The 15,759-nt window shown below is 63.5% G+C and carries 12 protein-coding genes; 7 read left to right on the top strand and 5 right to left on the bottom strand.

Translation table 11 applies throughout. The features are described 5' to 3' along the window. Positions 1 to 74: 74 nt before the first annotated feature. Together AWB79_RS14940 and AWB79_RS14935 are read right to left on the bottom strand one after the other, a co-directional pair. Positions 75 to 1,298, bottom strand: coding sequence for a type II toxin-antitoxin system HipA family toxin (locus AWB79_RS14940; protein WP_198399030.1), 1,224 nt, complete (start codon positions 1,296 to 1,298; stop codon positions 75 to 77). 36 nt (positions 1,299 to 1,334) lie between these two features. Next, complete coding sequence (locus AWB79_RS14935; RefSeq protein WP_061168193.1) at positions 1,335 to 1,661, bottom strand: helix-turn-helix domain-containing protein; 327 nt, start codon at positions 1,659 to 1,661, stop codon at positions 1,335 to 1,337. A 278-nt stretch (positions 1,662 to 1,939) separates the two neighbouring features. On the opposite strand from AWB79_RS14935, the gene AWB79_RS14930 reads away from it, so the two are divergent. After that, positions 1,940 to 2,167 carry a sulfurtransferase TusA family protein gene (locus tag AWB79_RS14930; RefSeq protein ID WP_008341954.1) on the top strand — a complete coding sequence of 76 codons (228 nt, stop codon included), beginning with the start codon at positions 1,940 to 1,942 and terminating at the stop codon, positions 2,165 to 2,167. An 81-nt stretch (positions 2,168 to 2,248) separates the two neighbouring features. Here AWB79_RS14930 and galU read toward each other — a convergent pair whose 3' ends face one another. Continuing rightward, complete coding sequence (gene galU, locus AWB79_RS14925) at positions 2,249 to 3,130, bottom strand: UTP--glucose-1-phosphate uridylyltransferase GalU (RefSeq protein WP_061168192.1); 882 nt, start codon at positions 3,128 to 3,130, stop codon at positions 2,249 to 2,251. Between the two features lie 79 nt (positions 3,131 to 3,209). Further along, positions 3,210 to 6,077 (bottom strand): valine--tRNA ligase, encoded by a 2,868-nt coding sequence (locus AWB79_RS14920; RefSeq protein ID WP_061168191.1) that lies wholly within the window; start codon positions 6,075 to 6,077, stop codon positions 3,210 to 3,212. Positions 6,078 to 6,269: 192 nt separating this feature from the next. Here AWB79_RS14920 and AWB79_RS14915 point away from each other — a divergent pair, with 192 nt between their 5' ends. The 5 genes from AWB79_RS14915 (at position 6,270) to AWB79_RS14895 (ending at position 12,274) form a co-directional block, all read left to right on the top strand. After that, a complete protein-coding gene (locus tag AWB79_RS14915) occupies positions 6,270 to 8,642 on the top strand; it encodes a UvrD-helicase domain-containing protein (protein WP_061168190.1) in 2,373 nt (790 codons plus the stop codon). Further along, positions 8,639 to 9,391: a 5'-methylthioadenosine/adenosylhomocysteine nucleosidase gene (locus AWB79_RS14910; protein WP_061168189.1), complete on the top strand. Its 753-nt coding sequence runs from the start codon at positions 8,639 to 8,641 to the stop codon at positions 9,389 to 9,391. The genes AWB79_RS14915 and AWB79_RS14910 overlap by 4 nt, the downstream gene beginning before the upstream one ends. 138 nt (positions 9,392 to 9,529) lie before the next feature. After that, positions 9,530 to 9,805 (top strand): hypothetical protein, encoded by a 276-nt coding sequence (locus tag AWB79_RS14905; protein ID WP_061168188.1) that lies wholly within the window; start codon positions 9,530 to 9,532, stop codon positions 9,803 to 9,805. Continuing rightward, entirely contained in the window at positions 9,802 to 10,287 is a 486-nt protein-coding gene (locus AWB79_RS14900) for a hypothetical protein (RefSeq protein WP_061168187.1), read from the top strand. The genes AWB79_RS14905 and AWB79_RS14900 overlap by 4 nt, the downstream gene beginning before the upstream one ends. 94 nt (positions 10,288 to 10,381) lie before the next feature. Beyond that, entirely contained in the window at positions 10,382 to 12,274 is a 1,893-nt protein-coding gene (locus AWB79_RS14895) for a propionate--CoA ligase (protein WP_061168186.1), read from the top strand. A gap of 79 nt (positions 12,275 to 12,353) precedes the next feature. Here AWB79_RS14895 and AWB79_RS14890 read toward each other — a convergent pair whose 3' ends face one another. Then, positions 12,354 to 13,622: an MFS transporter gene (locus tag AWB79_RS14890; protein WP_061168185.1), complete on the bottom strand. Its 1,269-nt coding sequence runs from the start codon at positions 13,620 to 13,622 to the stop codon at positions 12,354 to 12,356. Positions 13,623 to 13,965: 343 nt separating this feature from the next. Between AWB79_RS14890 and AWB79_RS14885 the strand changes: the two genes are divergently transcribed. After that, on the top strand, positions 13,966 to 15,600 hold the full coding sequence (locus tag AWB79_RS14885; RefSeq protein ID WP_061168184.1) for a methyl-accepting chemotaxis protein: 1,635 nt from the start codon (positions 13,966 to 13,968) through the stop codon (positions 15,598 to 15,600). Positions 15,601 to 15,759: the final 159 nt, after the last annotated feature.

Genomic DNA, 15,759 nt, shown 5'->3' with positions numbered 1-15,759 from the left:
GAGGTTTTGACCGGTGAAATCATGTGATCGAGGAGCCTCGCTAGCGAGGCTCTTTTTTATGGGGATCGACAAAACTACGCCTGAATGATGTTCTCCATCTGTTGAATCTCGAACGAGGGAAGCGACAGTTTTCTGGCCTCATTGCGCCAGTCCGCGATAGCCGATTCCACCTTTCCGAGAACGGCGTTGGCTTCCTTCTCGGTCAACCGGTAAAGCTCCGCTGTCGCCATGACCGAGTGCACGTCAGGCGATGCATTCTGTCCGTCGAGCGTCAATGCATGATCCGCCTTGCCAGGATTCGGGTTAATGTCGAACGCGGGTGACAGCCGCCAGCCGGAGGGTTCGCGAATGAAGCCGTGATTGCGCAGATGATCATCCCTATTTCCGACGATTACGTTGAAGACAGCGCGACGAAACATTTGCCTGAGGTCTTCGTCGACGTGTCCTTGCGCGCCGTTATCTGCGATGTATTGCGCGAGGTCGAGGTAGCTCGCGCCGGTGTCGCCGTCCTGGCGCTCCAGTAGCGTCATCGCGGAGGCGTACATGCGACGGCCATCGCCCAGGCGGTCGAAACGCGCGGAGCAGAACGTGCCGTAGCGCTCGGAGAGTTTTTCGAGCCGCGCATCCGGAAGCGTGATGCCGGCATTCTTCGCAAGGACATGCATCAGGAATTCCCATGCGCCAACGTCATAGCGATCGTCCCTGGCAGGAAACTTGGCGATCCATAGTCGCTTGTCATCGTCCGTGAAGTTTGCTTTTGGCCGGGCGCCGCCGAGGGACGAGCCCGGCGCCACCAGCATCGCGAGCCACTTCTCGTACTCGGGAAGCCTCTCGACGCCCGGTTCTTCCACACGCCGACTGATGTACGCGAGTTCCTTCAGCGAGGAGACGGGCGGCGCCGCGTTGTCGCTTGCGTCCAGGAAGGGGTCGGTCGCAAAGCGGAAGCGCAAGCCTCCCATCCGGGTGTGGTCGTAGACGCCCAGCAGGTAGTCGAACTCCTGGAACTTGCGCATCTTGCGGTCTTGCTTCGCGGCAGCGGCGGCTTCGCGCCGTTCCATCAGGACGCGACCCCACCGGTCGGGCGCGGAGTCCATGAAGATGCCGAATGCCGGCGTTTTGGCGGGCGGATGCTGCTCGCCCGCATAGAGTTCGAGCCGCGGGTCGAGCATGAACGCCGGTGCGCTCTTGAGCCACGGTTCGTCATACTCGAACGATGCAGGCAGAGACGTGATCGCCTCGTGCGGATACAAGGTGCCCACCCGCTGGCTTATGCCCAGTTCGGGCGCATCGAGGTGCACTTGGTATCCGGCGCGATCCTTTTTCTTCGACATCCTTCATTTCGTCCGTGTAGCGGTACGTCCGCGTGGCCGGGGGCGGGGCAGGTCGAGGTCCTGCAACTTGCGCCCGAGCTCGTCGTCTTGCGCGACCGCGTCGATGTCCTGATCCAGCCCCAGCACCCGCAATGCACGCATGTAAGTGCCCATGGCGATCGTCGGGTCACCTTTTTCGAGCCGCCTCAACGTCTCGCGAGAGATGCCCACGCGCTCGGCGAAGAGCTCCGTCGTCAGCTTGCGACGAAGGCGCGCGAGACGCAGACGCTCGCCCAGCGCGACGAGTTGACGGAGCGCGGACGGGAAGGAAGGGTGTCTGGTCTTGGGCATTATGACCAATATATTAGGCAAAATAGTAAAAATTGCCAAATTAATGTGTCAAAATTCCGGTTGAGAAATTTTAAAAGCCACATAAATTAGTCAAATTCGAGCGTTTTGACAAATTTGAAAGGTATTCGGACTAGCGTCAGATGCTTTGCGCCCCCCGCTCGTCCGCGAGAGATTTGCATCCCGATGGACGTCCCGCTCCAGTGCATTCGTGACCGCTGCGTTAAAATTGCACGTTCACCGACCGCTCATCCACCAGGCAAAGGAAAGGTTCAATCGCGATGGAAGTTCACAAGGAAGTCGACGCGCGCGGGCTGAACTGCCCGCTGCCGATCCTGCGGGCGAAGAAGGCGCTCGCCGACATGACGAGCGGTCAGATCTTGAAGGTGCTCGCGACCGATCCCGGCTCGCAGCGCGACTTCGCGGCATTCGCCAAGCAGACCGGCAACGAGATCGTCGAATCGACGGCGCAGGACAAGACGTTCATTTTCCTGATGCGTCGCCGGTAAGGGCCAGAAACTCTGCTCCGCAAAAGCAAAAAGCCCGTCACATCGTGACGGGCTTTTTTTCGACTCGCAGCAGGAAGGAGATCAGCCTTCGAGAATCGGCGCGCGATTGCGCAGATATTCCTCGAATTCCGCTTTCACTTCCGGGTGACGCAGGGCGAATTCCACTGTGGCCTTCAGATAACCCAGCTTGGAACCGCAGTCGAAACGCGTGCCGTGATACTTGTACGCGAGCACTTGCTCATCCGACAGCAGCGACTGGATCGCGTCCGTCAGTTGCAGTTCGCCGCCCGCGCCCGGCTTCAGCGCGCGGATGTGATCGAAGATGCGCGGCTTCAGCACATAACGGCCGACGACGCCCAGGTTCGACGGCGCCACCGCCGGTTCCGGCTTTTCGACAATTCCCGACAGCTTGAAGATGTTGTCTTCCCACTCCTTGCCGTCGATGATGCCGTAGGACTTCGAATCCTCCGGCGGGATCTCTTCGACTCCGATCACGGAGCTGTGATAGTGGTCGAATACTTCGATCATCTGCGACATCACGGGTGGCTTGCCGTACAGCAGGTCGTCCGCGAGGATCACTGCGAACGGGTTGTCGCCGACGAGCTTTTCCGCGCACAGCACGGCGTGGCCCAGACCGAGCGCTTCGGCCTGACGCACGTAAAAGCAGTCGACATGGCTTGGCTTGATGCTGCGCACGAGCTCGAGCAGCTTGTCCTTGCCGCGTGCCTCGAGTTCCGCTTCGATCTCATAGGACTTGTCGAAGTGGTCTTCGATCGCACGCTTGCTGCGGCCCGTCACGAAGATCATTTCGGTAATGCCGGCCGCCATTGCTTCCTCGACCGCGTACTGAATCAGCGGCTTGTCCACGACTGGCAGCATTTCCTTCGGGCTGGCCTTGGTCGCGGGAAGGAACCGCGTGCCCAGACCCGCGACGGGGAAAACCGCTTTGGTAACTTTTAGCATGTGATAACCCTGATCCTCTTAAATCATTTAGAACGTCGAGACAACCGGAATGGATCGAAAAATGATCCGAACCCTCAATTCAGACAGGCAGACGCAATAATTGCGCCTGAAGCTTCTCGATAGTGGTTCCGTATTCTGCCAGCCTTTTGCGCTCCTGTTCAACGACGGCGGCCGGAGCTTTTGCAACAAAGCTTTCATTGCCGAGTTTCGCGTTACATTTTGCAATTTCAGCGTTCAGGCGGTCCACTTCCTTCGTCAAACGCTCGCGTTCCGCAGCGACGTCGATCTCGACTTTCAGCACGAGCTTGCTCGTACCCACGATCGCCACCGGCGCGCCGTGAGCTTCACGGTCGAGGGCGGCTTCGTCGTCGATGATCTTCACTTCGGAGAGACGCGCGAGGGCGGCGACATACGGCGCGAACGCGGAAAGGCGGCCCGCGTCGCCGTGCGCGAGCAACGGCACCTTCACCGCGGGCGACAGATTCATTTCGCCACGCAGATTACGACATGCATCGATGACAGTCTTCAGTTCGGCGGCCCACTGTTCAGCGGATTCATCGATTTTTTTCTGCTCGGCGCGCGGGTAGGGCTGCGTCATGATCGAGGCTTCGCCTTCTTGCGCGCCCGACGGATACGCGTCCGTCAACGGCGCGACTTTCTGCCACAACGCTTCGGTAATGAACGGGATGATCGGGTGCGCGAGCCGCAGCACCGTCTCCAGCACGCGCAAGAGCGTGCGGCGCGTGGCGGTTTGCTGCTCCGGCGTGCCGGTCTGGATCTGCACCTTCGCGAGTTCCAGATACCAGTCGCAATACTCGTCCCACACGAACTTGTAGATCGCGCTCGCGACGTTGTCGAAACGATAGTCCGCAAAGCCTTTCTCGACTTCCGCCTCCACGCGCTGCAGCAGCGACACGATCCAGAAATCGGCCTGCGAGAAATCCGTGTAGCCGCCGGGGCCGCAATCGCCCGGCTTGCACGCGCCGGGATTCGCGAAGCCGCAATCATGGCCCTCGCAGTTCATCAGCACGAAACGCGTGGCGTTCCACAGCTTGTTGCAGAAATTGCGATAGCCCTCGCAGCGCGCGAGGTCGAAGTTCACATTGCGGCCGAGCGTGGCCATCGACGCCATGGTGAAGCGCAGCGCATCCGTGCCGAACGACTGAATGCCTTCGGGGAACTCGCGGCGCGTCTTCTTCTCGATCTGCGCGGCGGCTTTCGGATTCATCAGGCCGGTGGTGCGCTTGGCGACCAGCGCTTCGAGGTCGATGCCGTCGACGATATCGATCGGGTCGAGCGTGTTGCCCTTGCTCTTCGACATCTTCTGGCCTTCGGCGTCGCGCACGAGGCCGTGCACATAGACGGTGTCGAACGGCACCTTGCCGGTGAAGTGCGTGGTCATCATCACCATTCTGGCGACCCAGAAGAAGATGATGTCGAAGCCCGTCACGAGCACCGACGAAGGCAGGAACGCCTGCAGTTCCTTCGTCTCGTTCGGCCAGCCGAACGAGGAGAACGGCACGAGCGCGGACGAGAACCACGTGTCGAGCACGTCCTCATCGCGCTTCAGTGCGCCCTTGTAGCCTTGCGCGTCGGCTTCGGCGCGGGCTTCTTCTTCCGTCTTCGCAACGAAAATCTCGCCGTTCTCGCCGTACCACGCGGGAATCTGATGCCCCCACCACAACTGACGCGAGATGCACCAGTCCTGGATGTTCTCGAGCCACTGATAGTACGTGGTCGTCCAGTTCTCCGGCACGAACCTGATCTGGCCGCTGCGCACGACATCGAGCGACGTTTCCGTGATCGACTTGCCCGGATTGAACGTGCCTTCGGGCGCGGGCTTGCTCATCGCCACGAACCACTGGTCAGTCAGCATCGGCTCGATGACCACGTTGGTGCGGTCGCCGCGCGGCACCATCAGCTTGTGCGGCTTCACGGATTCGAGCAGACCGAGCGCTTCGAGGTCTTTCACGACTTCCTTGCGCGCGTCGAAGCGGTCCATGCCGCGATACTTCTCGGGCGCGTTGTCGTTGATCTTCGCGTCGAGCGTGAGGATTTCGATCTGCGGCAGCTTGTGGCGCTGACCCACGGCGTAGTCGTTGAAGTCGTGCGCGGGCGTGACTTTCACGACGCCCGTGCCGAACTCACGATCGACGTAATCATCGGCGATAACGGGAATCTCGCGATCGCACAGCGGCAGCACGACCGTCTTGCCGATCAGATGCTGATAACGCTCGTCTTCCGGATGCACCATCACGGCGACATCGCCGAGCATGGTTTCCGGACGCGTGGTCGCCACAGTGAGATGGCCCGAGCCGTCCGGCAGCGGATACTGGATGTGCCAGAGATGGCCGTTTTCTTCCTCGCTCACCACTTCGAGGTCCGACACCGCCGTGCCGAGCACCGGGTCCCAGTTCACGAGACGCTTGCCGCGATAAATGAGGCCCTGCTTGTAGAGCGTGACGAAGACATCGCGCACGGCGGCCGACATCTTGTCGTCCATCGTGAAGTATTCGCGCGACCAGTCGATCGACGCGCCGAGACGGCGCACCTGATTCGTGATGGTCGAGCCGGACTGCTGCTTCCACGTCCAGACGCGCTTCAGGAACTCTTCGCGGCCGAGGTCGTGGCGCGAGATGCCCTGGGCGTCGAGCTGGCGTTCCACGACGATCTGCGTCGCGATGCCCGCGTGGTCGGTGCCGGGCACCCACAGCGTGTTTTCGCCGAGCATGCGGTGATAACGCGTCAGGCCATCCATGATGGTCTGATTGAACGCGTGCCCCATGTGCAGCGTGCCGGTGACGTTCGGCGGCGGCAACTGGATAGAGAAATTCTTCGCGCCGTCCTTGAACGTGGGCGCGGAGTAGCCGCGCTTTTCCCATTCCGGACCCCATTGGGACTCGATGTTTTGAGGCTCGAAGCTCTTCGCAAGCGTGTTGTCGCTCATTGTGGAATCTGCCGAAAAATGCGTGAAAAAATGCGGTGGAATCCCCGATTATAAGGTTCTGGCCACGCCGTCGGACGAATTCGGCCCGCGACGCGCGCCCGGCCGCCACCGACGGCTCCATCGGCGCGGTCTTATAATGATCGGCTCGCCTTTCGCCTCACTCGCGTTTATTCTTCGCGTCCTATTTTTCCCATGCCCGACCTGCTCGCGAATCTGAATCCCGAACAACTCGCCGCCGTGACGCTGCCGAACGAACCCGCGCTCATTCTCGCGGGCGCCGGCAGCGGCAAGACGCGCGTGCTCATCACGCGCATCGCGTGGCTGATCCAGCAGGGCTACGCGTCGCCGCCGACCGTGCTCGCCGTCACCTTCACGAACAAGGCCGCGCGCGAAATGCTCTCGCGCCTGTCCGCCTTGCTGCCGATCGACACGCGCGGCATGTGGATCGGCACCTTTCACGGCCTGTGCAATCGGATGCTGCGCGCGCATTACCGCGACGCGGGCCTGCCGCAGACGTTCCAGATTCTCGACACAGCGGACCAGCTTTCGGCCATCAAGCGGCTGATGAAGGGCCTGAACGTCGACGACGAGAAATATCCGGCGAAGAATCTCCAGTACTTCATCAACAACGCGAAGGAGCAGGGCCTGCGTCCGAAGGACGTCGACGCCACCGACGACTTCAATCGCAAGTTCATCGAGCTTTACGTCGCGTACGACCAGCAATGCCAGCGCGAAGGCGTCGTCGATTTTCCGGAGCTGCTGCTGCGCTGTTATGAACTGCTCGCGCACAATCCGCCGCTGCGCGCGCATTATCAGGCGCGCTTTCGCAATATTCTCGTCGACGAGTTCCAGGACACGAACAAGCTGCAGTACGCGTGGCTCAAGCTGCTCGCGGGCGAGCACAACGCGATCTTCGCGGTCGGCGACGACGATCAGTCCATTTACGCGTTTCGTGGCGCGAACGTCGGCAACATGCACGACTTCGAGCGCGAGTTCCGCGTGCGCAATCTGATCAAGCTGGAGCAGAACTATCGCTCGCACGGCCATATCCTCGATACCGCCAACTATCTGATCGCCAACAACTCGCGACGCCTCGGCAAGAATCTGCGCACCGACGCGGGCCACGGCGAGCCGGTGCGCGTCTACGAAGCCGCGACGGATTCGCAGGAAGCGGGCTGGATCGTCGAGGAGATCAAGGCGCTCATCAATACGGGCATCTCGCGCGGCGAAGTCGCGGTGCTTTATCGCAGCAACGCGCAGTCGCGGACCATCGAGCACACGCTCGTGAACGCGGGCATTCCGTATCGCGTGTATGGCGGCCTGCGCTTCTTCGAGCGTCAGGAAGTGAAGCACGCGCTCGCGTATCTGCGTCTCATCGACAACCCGAACGACGACACCGCGTTCGCGCGCGTCGTCAACTTCCCGACGCGCGGCATCGGCGCGCGTTCCATCGAGCAACTGGCCGACAACGCGCGTCTCTACAACTGTTCGATGGCCGGAGCTATTCCGTACGTAACCGGCAAGGCGGGATCGACGCTGGGCGCGTTCAGCATGCTCATCGCGAAGATGCGCGCTGAAACGCAGCAGATGAGTCTGCCGGAGACGGTCGAATACGTGGTGCGCGCGAGCGGCCTCGCCACGCACTACGAAACCGAGCGCGAAGGGCAGGACCGGCTGGAAAACTTGCAGGAACTCGTCAACGCGGCGGCGGCGTTCGTTTCCGAGGAAGGCTACGGCCTCGACACGCCGGCGCGTTCCATCCCGCTGCGTCCGGGGGCGAGCGCGGCGCCGGAAATCGCGGCGGTGAGCGAGGAAGGCGAAATTGAAGTGCTGAATGCGCCCAACATCACAGATCCCGCGCAGAACCCCGACACCATGACGCCGCTCGCCGGCTTCCTGTCTCATGCGTCGCTCGAAGCGGGCGACAACCAGGCGCAGGCCGGCCAGGACGCCGTGCAACTGATGACCGTGCACGCGGCGAAGGGTCTCGAATTCACTGCAGTGTTCATCACTGGCCTGGAAGAGGGCCTGTTCCCGCACGAGAACAGCGCGCAGGAATCGGACGGGCTGGAAGAAGAGCGGCGTCTCATGTACGTGGCGATCACGCGCGCGAAGGAGCGGCTGTATCTGTCGTTCGCGCAAAGCCGCATGCTGCACGGCCAGACGCGCTACAACATTCGTTCGCGCTTCTTCGACGAATTGCCCGAAGGCTCGCTCAAGTGGCTCACGCCGAAGATCGAGGCGGGCGCGCGCTGGGGCGGACGCTCGGACAACGCCGGCTGGGGCCGCGACTGGTTCGCGCGTCCGGGACAGGAGCGCGGCGGTTCTTCCGGTTATGCGCGCGATCACGGCACGAGCCCGGCGCTGCCTTCGTTCGCCAACGAGCAGCGCGCGGCGGAGTCCGGCTTCAAGGTCGGTCAGGCCGTGTTCCACACGAAGTTCGGCGAAGGCACCGTGACCGCGCTCGAAGGCTCCGGCGGCGACGCCCGCGCTCAGGTGCGCTTCAAGCGCCACGGCGAGAAATGGCTGGCGCTCGCGGTCGCGAAACTGCAGGCCGTCGAATGAAGCGGCTCGGCATCATGGCGGCGCTGCCGCAGGAACTGGGCGATCTGATCGAGCAGATGCGGGCGGCGGGCCAAGTGCGCACCGTCACGCTCGGGGCGCGCGAGTATTACGTCGGCGACGCGCACGGCGTTCCGGCGGTGGTCACGCTGGCGCGCATCGGCAAGGTGGCGGCAGCGGCCACGGTGAGCGCGCTGATCCACGTATTCGAAGCCGATGCGGTCGTGTTCACGGGCGTCGCGGGCGGCGTGCGCGCGGACGTACAGGTGGGCGACATCGTCGTTGCAGATGCGTTGCTGCAGCACGATCTCGATGCCTCGCCGCTGTTCCCGCGCTACGAAGTGCCGCTGCTCGATCGCGCGCGCTTCGATGCCGATGCCACGCTTTCCGACCTGCTCGCCGCCGCCGCCGATGCGTTCGCCGCGGACGAAGGGCCGACGCTGGCCTCGCGTTTCGGCGTGGAAGAGCCGCGCGTGCATCGCGGCTTGATCGTGAGCGGGGACCGCTTCATCGCGAGCCACGAAGGCGTGAACGCCTTGCGCGACGCGCTGCCGGACGCGCTCGCCGTCGAAATGGAAGGCGCGGCGATCGCGCAGGTCTGCTACGAGCACGGCGTGCCGTGCGCTGTCGTGCGCACCATCTCCGATACCGCCGACGCCGCCGCGCCCGCATCCTTCGCCGAATTCCTCACCGCCATCGCCGCGACGTATTCGTCGGGCATTTTGTCGCGCTTTCTGCGCGCGCTCGGCTGATCTCCGCGAGCCCGCGCCAAGGCGCGCGGGCAGGGCATTCCCGCAGTGCGGTCATCCGTCCAAATTCCCGCTTGTAGGTGAGAATGATTCTCAATACAATGAGTCTGACGATCCGAGACGCAAAAGGAGCCCGACGACATGACCAACGAATTCACTGCCATCGGCGGGGCGAGCGCCGGAAGCCCGGTATCCGCGACGCACGCGCGCGGTGAGCGTTGCGCAGTATCGGCGAACGCCGCGAAGGTTCTCGAAACGACGCGCCGCGCGTGGAGCGAGGCGAGCGCTCAGGCGCCCAAGGAGGCGACCCGCCGCCCGCCGCGCGCATCGCAACCGAAAAAGCGCGTCGTGCCGCGCCGGTCCCGCTGGTCTTCGCTCGTAGCCGCCCTGAATTACTGGAGCCCGAAACCGCTGTGAACGCCGCCGACTTCTCACCGAAAGCCGTGACGCATGACGTCACTTCCGCGCCGTTCGAGCTCGACGAACGCATGCTCGACGCCAGCCGTTTCCCGCTCGTGCGCCTGCGCTCGCGCGCCGTGAGGCCGGGCTACGCGTTTGCCTGGAGCGCGCAGATGCGCCGGCTCGTCGCACTCGCTACGCCTTTCGTGCTGGTGGCCGAGCACGATGAAAACGAAACCGCCGACGACGCGCGCCTGCGCGCCGCGTGGATGCGCGCGCACCGCGCGACGCTCGCCGCGTTCTGCCGCGGCCTGATCGTGATCGAGCCGCGCATCGAGGCACGCGCCGGCACGCGTGAAACCTTGCGCGCGATGACCGAAGGCAGCGGCGTGCGCACGGTCGTCGTGTCGAGCATGCGGGTCGCGGGCGAGCTTGCGCCGGTGCTGCTGAAACATGCCGTTGCGCCGGGCGCGGCCGCCGCGCGCACGCAGGCGATCTGAACCGTCGGACCGATCAGGGCGCGCCCTGTCTAGCAGGGGTTTCGTGGCTGCTCTATTCTGTGGAGCCGACAAAGCCGCTTTGCAGAGGACGCGCATGCCGACTTACCAAGAAGCGTACCGCCGCTCGATCGATGCGCCCGAAGCGTTCTGGGCCGAGCAGGCCCGGCGCATCCACTGGCATACGCCGTTCGACCAGGTGCTCGATCGCAGTCATCCGCCGTTTGCGCGCTGGTTCGTCGGCGGCAAGACCAATCTGTGTCATAACGCCGTCGACCGGCATCTCGCCTCGCGCGCGCAGCAGGACGCGCTCGTCTACGTATCGACGGAAACGGGCATCGAGCGCCACTACACCTTCGCCGAGCTGCATGCCGAAGTGAATCGCATGGCGGCCGTCATGCGCTCGCTGCACGTGAACAAGGGCGACCGCGTGCTGATCTATCTGCCGATGATCCCCGAGGCGCTCTTCGCGATGCTCGCGTGCGCGCGCCTCGGCGCGATTCATTCGGTCGTGTTCGGCGGGTTCGCGGCGCCGAACCTCGCGGCGCGTATCGACGATGCCGAGCCCGCGCTCATCGTCACGGCCGATGCGGGCGCGCGCGGCGGCAAGGTGATCGACTACACGCCGCTCGTCGACGAAGCTTTGTCGCGCGCCGAATTCAAGGTGCCGCAAGTGCTGTTGATCGACCGGCAGCTCGCGCCCGAGCGTTTGCAGGCGAGCTATCTGGTCGCCTACGAGCCGCTGCGCGAAAAATTCTTCGATGCCCACGTGCCGTGCGAATGGCTCGAATCGAACGAGCCGTCCTACATTCTCTACACGTCCGGCACGACTGGCCGGCCGAAAGGCGTACAGCGCGATGTCGGCGGCTATGCGGTGGCGCTCGCGGCATCGATGGAGCACATCTTCCAGGGCGGGCCCGGCGACACCATGTTCACCGCGTCGGATATCGGCTGGGTGGTGGGGCACAGCTACATCATCTACGCGCCGCTGATCGCCGGATGCACGACCGTGATGTACGAAGGCACGCCGATCCGCCCCGATGGCGGCATCTGGTGGCGGCTCGTGCAGCAATACAAGATCAACCTTATGTTCACCGCGCCGACCGCGATTCGCGTGCTCAAGAAGCAGGATCCGGCGCTGATGGAGAAGTACGACCTGTCGAGCCTGCGCACGCTGTTTCTCGCGGGCGAGCCGCTCGACGAGCCCACCGCGCAGTGGATTCAGAGCGCGCTGAAGAAACCGGTCATCGACAACTACTGGCAGACCGAAACCGGCTGGCCGATGATCGCGATTCCGCGCGGCATCGAGGAATTGCCGTCGAAGCTCGGTTCGCCCGGCGTGTCGTCGATGGGCTTCGATCTTCAACTGCGCAACGAAGCCACCGGCGAGGTCTGCGCGCCGGGCGAGAAGGGCGTGGTCACGCTGGGTTATCCGTTGCCGCCGGGCTGCATGCAGACCGTGTGGCGCGACGACAAGCGCTTCGTCGACACCTACTGGAAGAGCGTGCCGCATCACACCGCCTATTCGACTTTCGACTGGGGCGTGCAGGACGAGGACGGCTACGTGTCGATCCTCGGGCGCACCGACGACGTGATCAACGTGGCGGGGCATCGGCTGGGCACGCGCGAGATCGAGGAGGCGTTGTCGGCGCATCCGGCGGTCGCGGAGGTGGCGGTCGTCGGCATTGCGGACCCGGTGAAGGGGCAGGCCGCGGCGGCATTCGTCGTGCTGCGCGATGCCGACCGCATCAACGCGCCGGGCGCGCGCGACGGGCTCGAGTCGGAGTTGTGCCACGCGGTGGATTCGCAGCTCGGCGCGATCGCGCGGCCGGCGCGCGTGCATTTCGTCACCATGCTGCCGAAGACGCGTTCCGGCAAGCTCTTGCGACGCGCGATCGCGGCCTTGGCCGAAGGGCGCGATCCGGGCGAGTTGCCGACGATCGAAGATCCGGGCGCGTTGATGCAGGTGCGCGAGGCGCTGGGAGACTGAGCGCCTGAAACGCGACGGGCGCGCGATCCACTGAAGGATCGGCGCGCCCGTCGCGAGCAAAAGGTTTTTGAAGCCGCGATCACGCCTTCGCGCGGACTTCCTTCGTATTCGGCAGCAACACCGTCAGCACGCCGAGCAACGGCAGGAACGCGCAGATCTTGTACACATAGTCGATGCTGGTGGCATCCGCGATATGCCCGAGCACCGCCGCGCCGACACCGCCCATCCCGAACGCGAAGCCGAAGAACAGGCCCGCGACCATCCCGACCTTGCCCGGAATCAGCTCCTGCGCATACACCAGAATCGCCGAGAACGCCGACGCCAGCACGAGCCCGATGATCACCGACAACACACTCGTCCAGAACAGATTCGCATAAGGCATCAGCAGCGTGAACGGCGCAACGCCGAGAATCGATACCCAGATCACGGCCTTGCGCCCGACCTTGTCGCCCACCGGCCCGCCGATGATCGTTCCCGCCGCGACCGCCGCGAGGAACACGAACAGATGAATCTGCGCCGTCTGCACGGAAACGCCGAACTTGCTGATCAGATAGAACGTGAAGTAGCTGGTGATGCTCGCCAGATAGAAGTATTTGGAGAACACGAGCAGCACGAGCACGCTCATCGCCATCATGACCTTGCCGCGCGGCAGCGTGGACTGCGCGACATTCGCGCGACCCTTCTTGGTCGCCGGATGACGCTTGTACCAGCGGCCGATGTTCGCCAGCACGAACATCGCGATCAGCGCCGCCACCGAGAACCACGCGATGCTCTTCTGCCCGTGCGGAATCACGATCAGCGCGGCGAGCAGCGGCCCGAGCGACGAACCCGCATTGCCGCCGACCTGAAACAGCGATTGCGCGAGACCGTGCTTGCCGCCCGAGGCCATGCGCGCCACGCGGGACGACTCCGGATGGAACACCGATGAGCCGCAGCCCACCAGCGCCGCCGCGATCAGCAGCGTGCCGAAATTGGGCGCGACCGACATCAGCAGAAGACCGGACAGCGTGAAGCCCATGCCCACGGGAAGCGAATACGGCTTCGGATGCTTGTCGGTATAGAGCCCGACGAGCGGCTGCAGCAGCGACGCCGTCACCTGATACACCAGCGTGATCAGCCCTATCTGTCCGAACGAGAGCGCGAATTCGCTCTTGAACATTGGATAGATCGCCAGGATCAGCGACTGGATCATGTCGTTCAGCAGGTGCGAGAAGCTGATCGCGCCGAGGACCGAATAAACGGTTCGCTGCACGCCCGTACCCGTGGCAGCCGCGGCGGAAGCGCCGCCAGCGGTGCCGGCTGAAGTGCCCGATGGCGCCATAGCGCCCTTGTCGATGCTCGTTTGCATAGTGAATGGCTGGTAAAAACGGTGAAACGTCCAGTTTTTGGTCTTGTTTTCAGTGCGACATTTATGCGCAGACTGAATTTCTGACAAGTGTAGGCTGTCGCCGTTGCGTTGTCCTGCCAAGCTTTGTCGCGAATCGGACAGGATTTCATTCAGACCTTTCTCTATTTCGTCTGATGCAACGAATTTTGGCCGGGTATAAGAACAGGCGGCGGCGAACGCCTGTTCGCTTCCCAATTAAAAGGCTCAAGAAAGCCGACGAACCTGCCGTACTCCGGTGGGGGAACAGACCAAGGACAGACCACACGATGGCCGGGTCCGCAAACAAAAATTCGGGGATCGATCGATGAAACTGTTTTCGCTACGCGGCGCCGGGCACGCGGGCTCGATGACGCGCGATGACTCGGGGACGAAGCGCGCGCTGTCCGTGAAGGCATCGCTCAGACTGGCATTCGGCCTCGTGCTGGCGGGCACGCTCGTCATCGGCGCGATTTCGCTGACGCAGATCAGCCGTCTGAATGGCGCGACCGAATCCATCTATACGCAGGGTTATGTCGCGAGCCGCGCGGCGGAGGAAACGCGCGGTTATCTGCTGCGCGCGAGCCGCTCGCAAAAGATGCTGCTGACCGCGACCACGGCCAAGGAGCGCGATGAACTCGGCACGCAGATCGAGCAGGCGCTCACGGATATCGGCCGCGAACAGGCGCAGCTCGCGCAATACATCGATCACGCGGACAAGGACGCGCTCGCGCAGCAAAAGAGCTTCTCGGGCGCGCTCGGAAAGTGGAGCGACAACCTGCGAACCTTCGTGAAGCTCGTTAAGGAACAGCCGCTCGATCTCTCGCAGATGAACTGGCAGGTCGGCACCCAGGACGTGTCGCTGCTGGTGGAGACGGGCAAGCTCGAAAAGATGGTCGATGAGCTCGTCGCGCGCCGCGGCGCCGCTGCGAAAGCCACGATCGAGTCGGCATCGTTCATCTTCCATTCGTCGTTCGTGATGGTGTCGATGCTGACGCTCGCGTTGTTCGCGCTCGCGATCGTCGTCTCCGAATGGGTCGTTCGGCGTCTGGCCGGCCAGCTCGGTGGCGAGCCGGGCTATGCGAAGGACATCGCGCGGCGTATCGCCTCTGGAGATCTCGCGCATCCGGTCAGGCTCCGGCGCCGCGACGACGCCAGCATGCTGCACGCGCTGTCGGAAATGCAGACGGGCCTTTCGGTCACCGTTGGCGATATCGCGGCGAGCGCGGAGGCGATAGCATCGGCATCGAGCGAGATTTCGACGGGTAACGTCGATCTGTCGCGCCGTACCGAGGAACAGGCGGTCGCGCTGGAGAAGACGGCGGCCAGCATGGAGCAGCTCACGTCCACCGTGCGCCAGAATGCCGACAACGCGAAGCAGGCCAGCACGCTCGCGGCCAGCGCCTCGGCAATCGCGGAGAAGGGCGGCGCGGTGGTCGGCCGCGTCGTCGAGACGATGCAGCGTATCGATGCGAGCGCGCGCAGCATCGGCGACATCATCGGCGTGATCGAGGGCATCGCGTTCCAGACCAACATCCTCGCGCTCAACGCGGCGGTCGAGGCGGCGCGTGCGGGCGAGCAGGGACGCGGCTTCGCGGTCGTCGCGGGCGAGGTGCGCAGTCTCGCGCAGCGTTCGTCGGCGGCGGCCAAAGAGATCAAGGGGCTGATCGATACGTCGGTGTCGCGCGTGTCGGACGGTTCGACCTACGCGCAGGAAGCCGGCGCGACCATGGACGAAGTCGTGAAGGCCGTGCGCCGCGTCACCGACATCATGGGCGAGATTTCGGCGGCGTCGGCGGAGCAGAAGACCGGCATCGAGTCGATCGGCGACGCGGTCACGAAGATGGACGCGGGCACGCAGCAGAACGCCGCGCTGGTCGAGCAGGCGGCCGCCGCCGCGCAGTCGCTCGACGATCAGGCGCGCGCCCTGAAGTCGCTCGTCGGAAAATTCCAGTTGGTCTGACGCAGAACATCGATATAGAATCGCGGACGGGCGCGGCAGGGCGCCCGATCTCGCGAAAGTCTTACGCACCTGCCGCGTCGTACATCACCAAACCTGGATCGAACCGCAACGTCGAACCTTTAAGCCGCAGCGAGAACGGCACGACAAAGGAACAACGTC

Origin of the sequence: Caballeronia hypogeia, assembly GCF_001544875.2 — a bacterium.
Classification (GTDB): Bacteria; Pseudomonadota; Gammaproteobacteria; order Burkholderiales; family Burkholderiaceae; genus Caballeronia; species Caballeronia hypogeia.
This window is presented reverse-complemented; position numbering and strand designations above follow the sequence as displayed.

Coding starts and splice junctions, on each gene's coding strand:
- AWB79_RS14935 (WP_061168193.1), bottom strand. CDS start 1,661: ATGCCCAAGACCAGACACCCTTCCTTCCCGTCCGCGCTCCGTCAACTC.
- AWB79_RS14930 (WP_008341954.1), top strand. CDS start 1,940: ATGGAAGTTCACAAGGAAGTCGACGCGCGCGGGCTGAACTGCCCGCTG.
- galU (WP_061168192.1), bottom strand. CDS start 3,130: ATGCTAAAAGTTACCAAAGCGGTTTTCCCCGTCGCGGGTCTGGGCACG.
- AWB79_RS14920 (WP_061168191.1), bottom strand. CDS start 6,077: ATGAGCGACAACACGCTTGCGAAGAGCTTCGAGCCTCAAAACATCGAG.
- AWB79_RS14915 (WP_061168190.1), top strand. CDS start 6,270: ATGCCCGACCTGCTCGCGAATCTGAATCCCGAACAACTCGCCGCCGTG.
- AWB79_RS14910 (WP_061168189.1), top strand. CDS start 8,639: ATGAAGCGGCTCGGCATCATGGCGGCGCTGCCGCAGGAACTGGGCGAT.
- AWB79_RS14905 (WP_061168188.1), top strand. CDS start 9,530: ATGACCAACGAATTCACTGCCATCGGCGGGGCGAGCGCCGGAAGCCCG.
- AWB79_RS14895 (WP_061168186.1), top strand. CDS start 10,382: ATGCCGACTTACCAAGAAGCGTACCGCCGCTCGATCGATGCGCCCGAA.
- AWB79_RS14890 (WP_061168185.1), bottom strand. CDS start 13,622: ATGCAAACGAGCATCGACAAGGGCGCTATGGCGCCATCGGGCACTTCA.
- AWB79_RS14885 (WP_061168184.1), top strand. CDS start 13,966: ATGAAACTGTTTTCGCTACGCGGCGCCGGGCACGCGGGCTCGATGACG.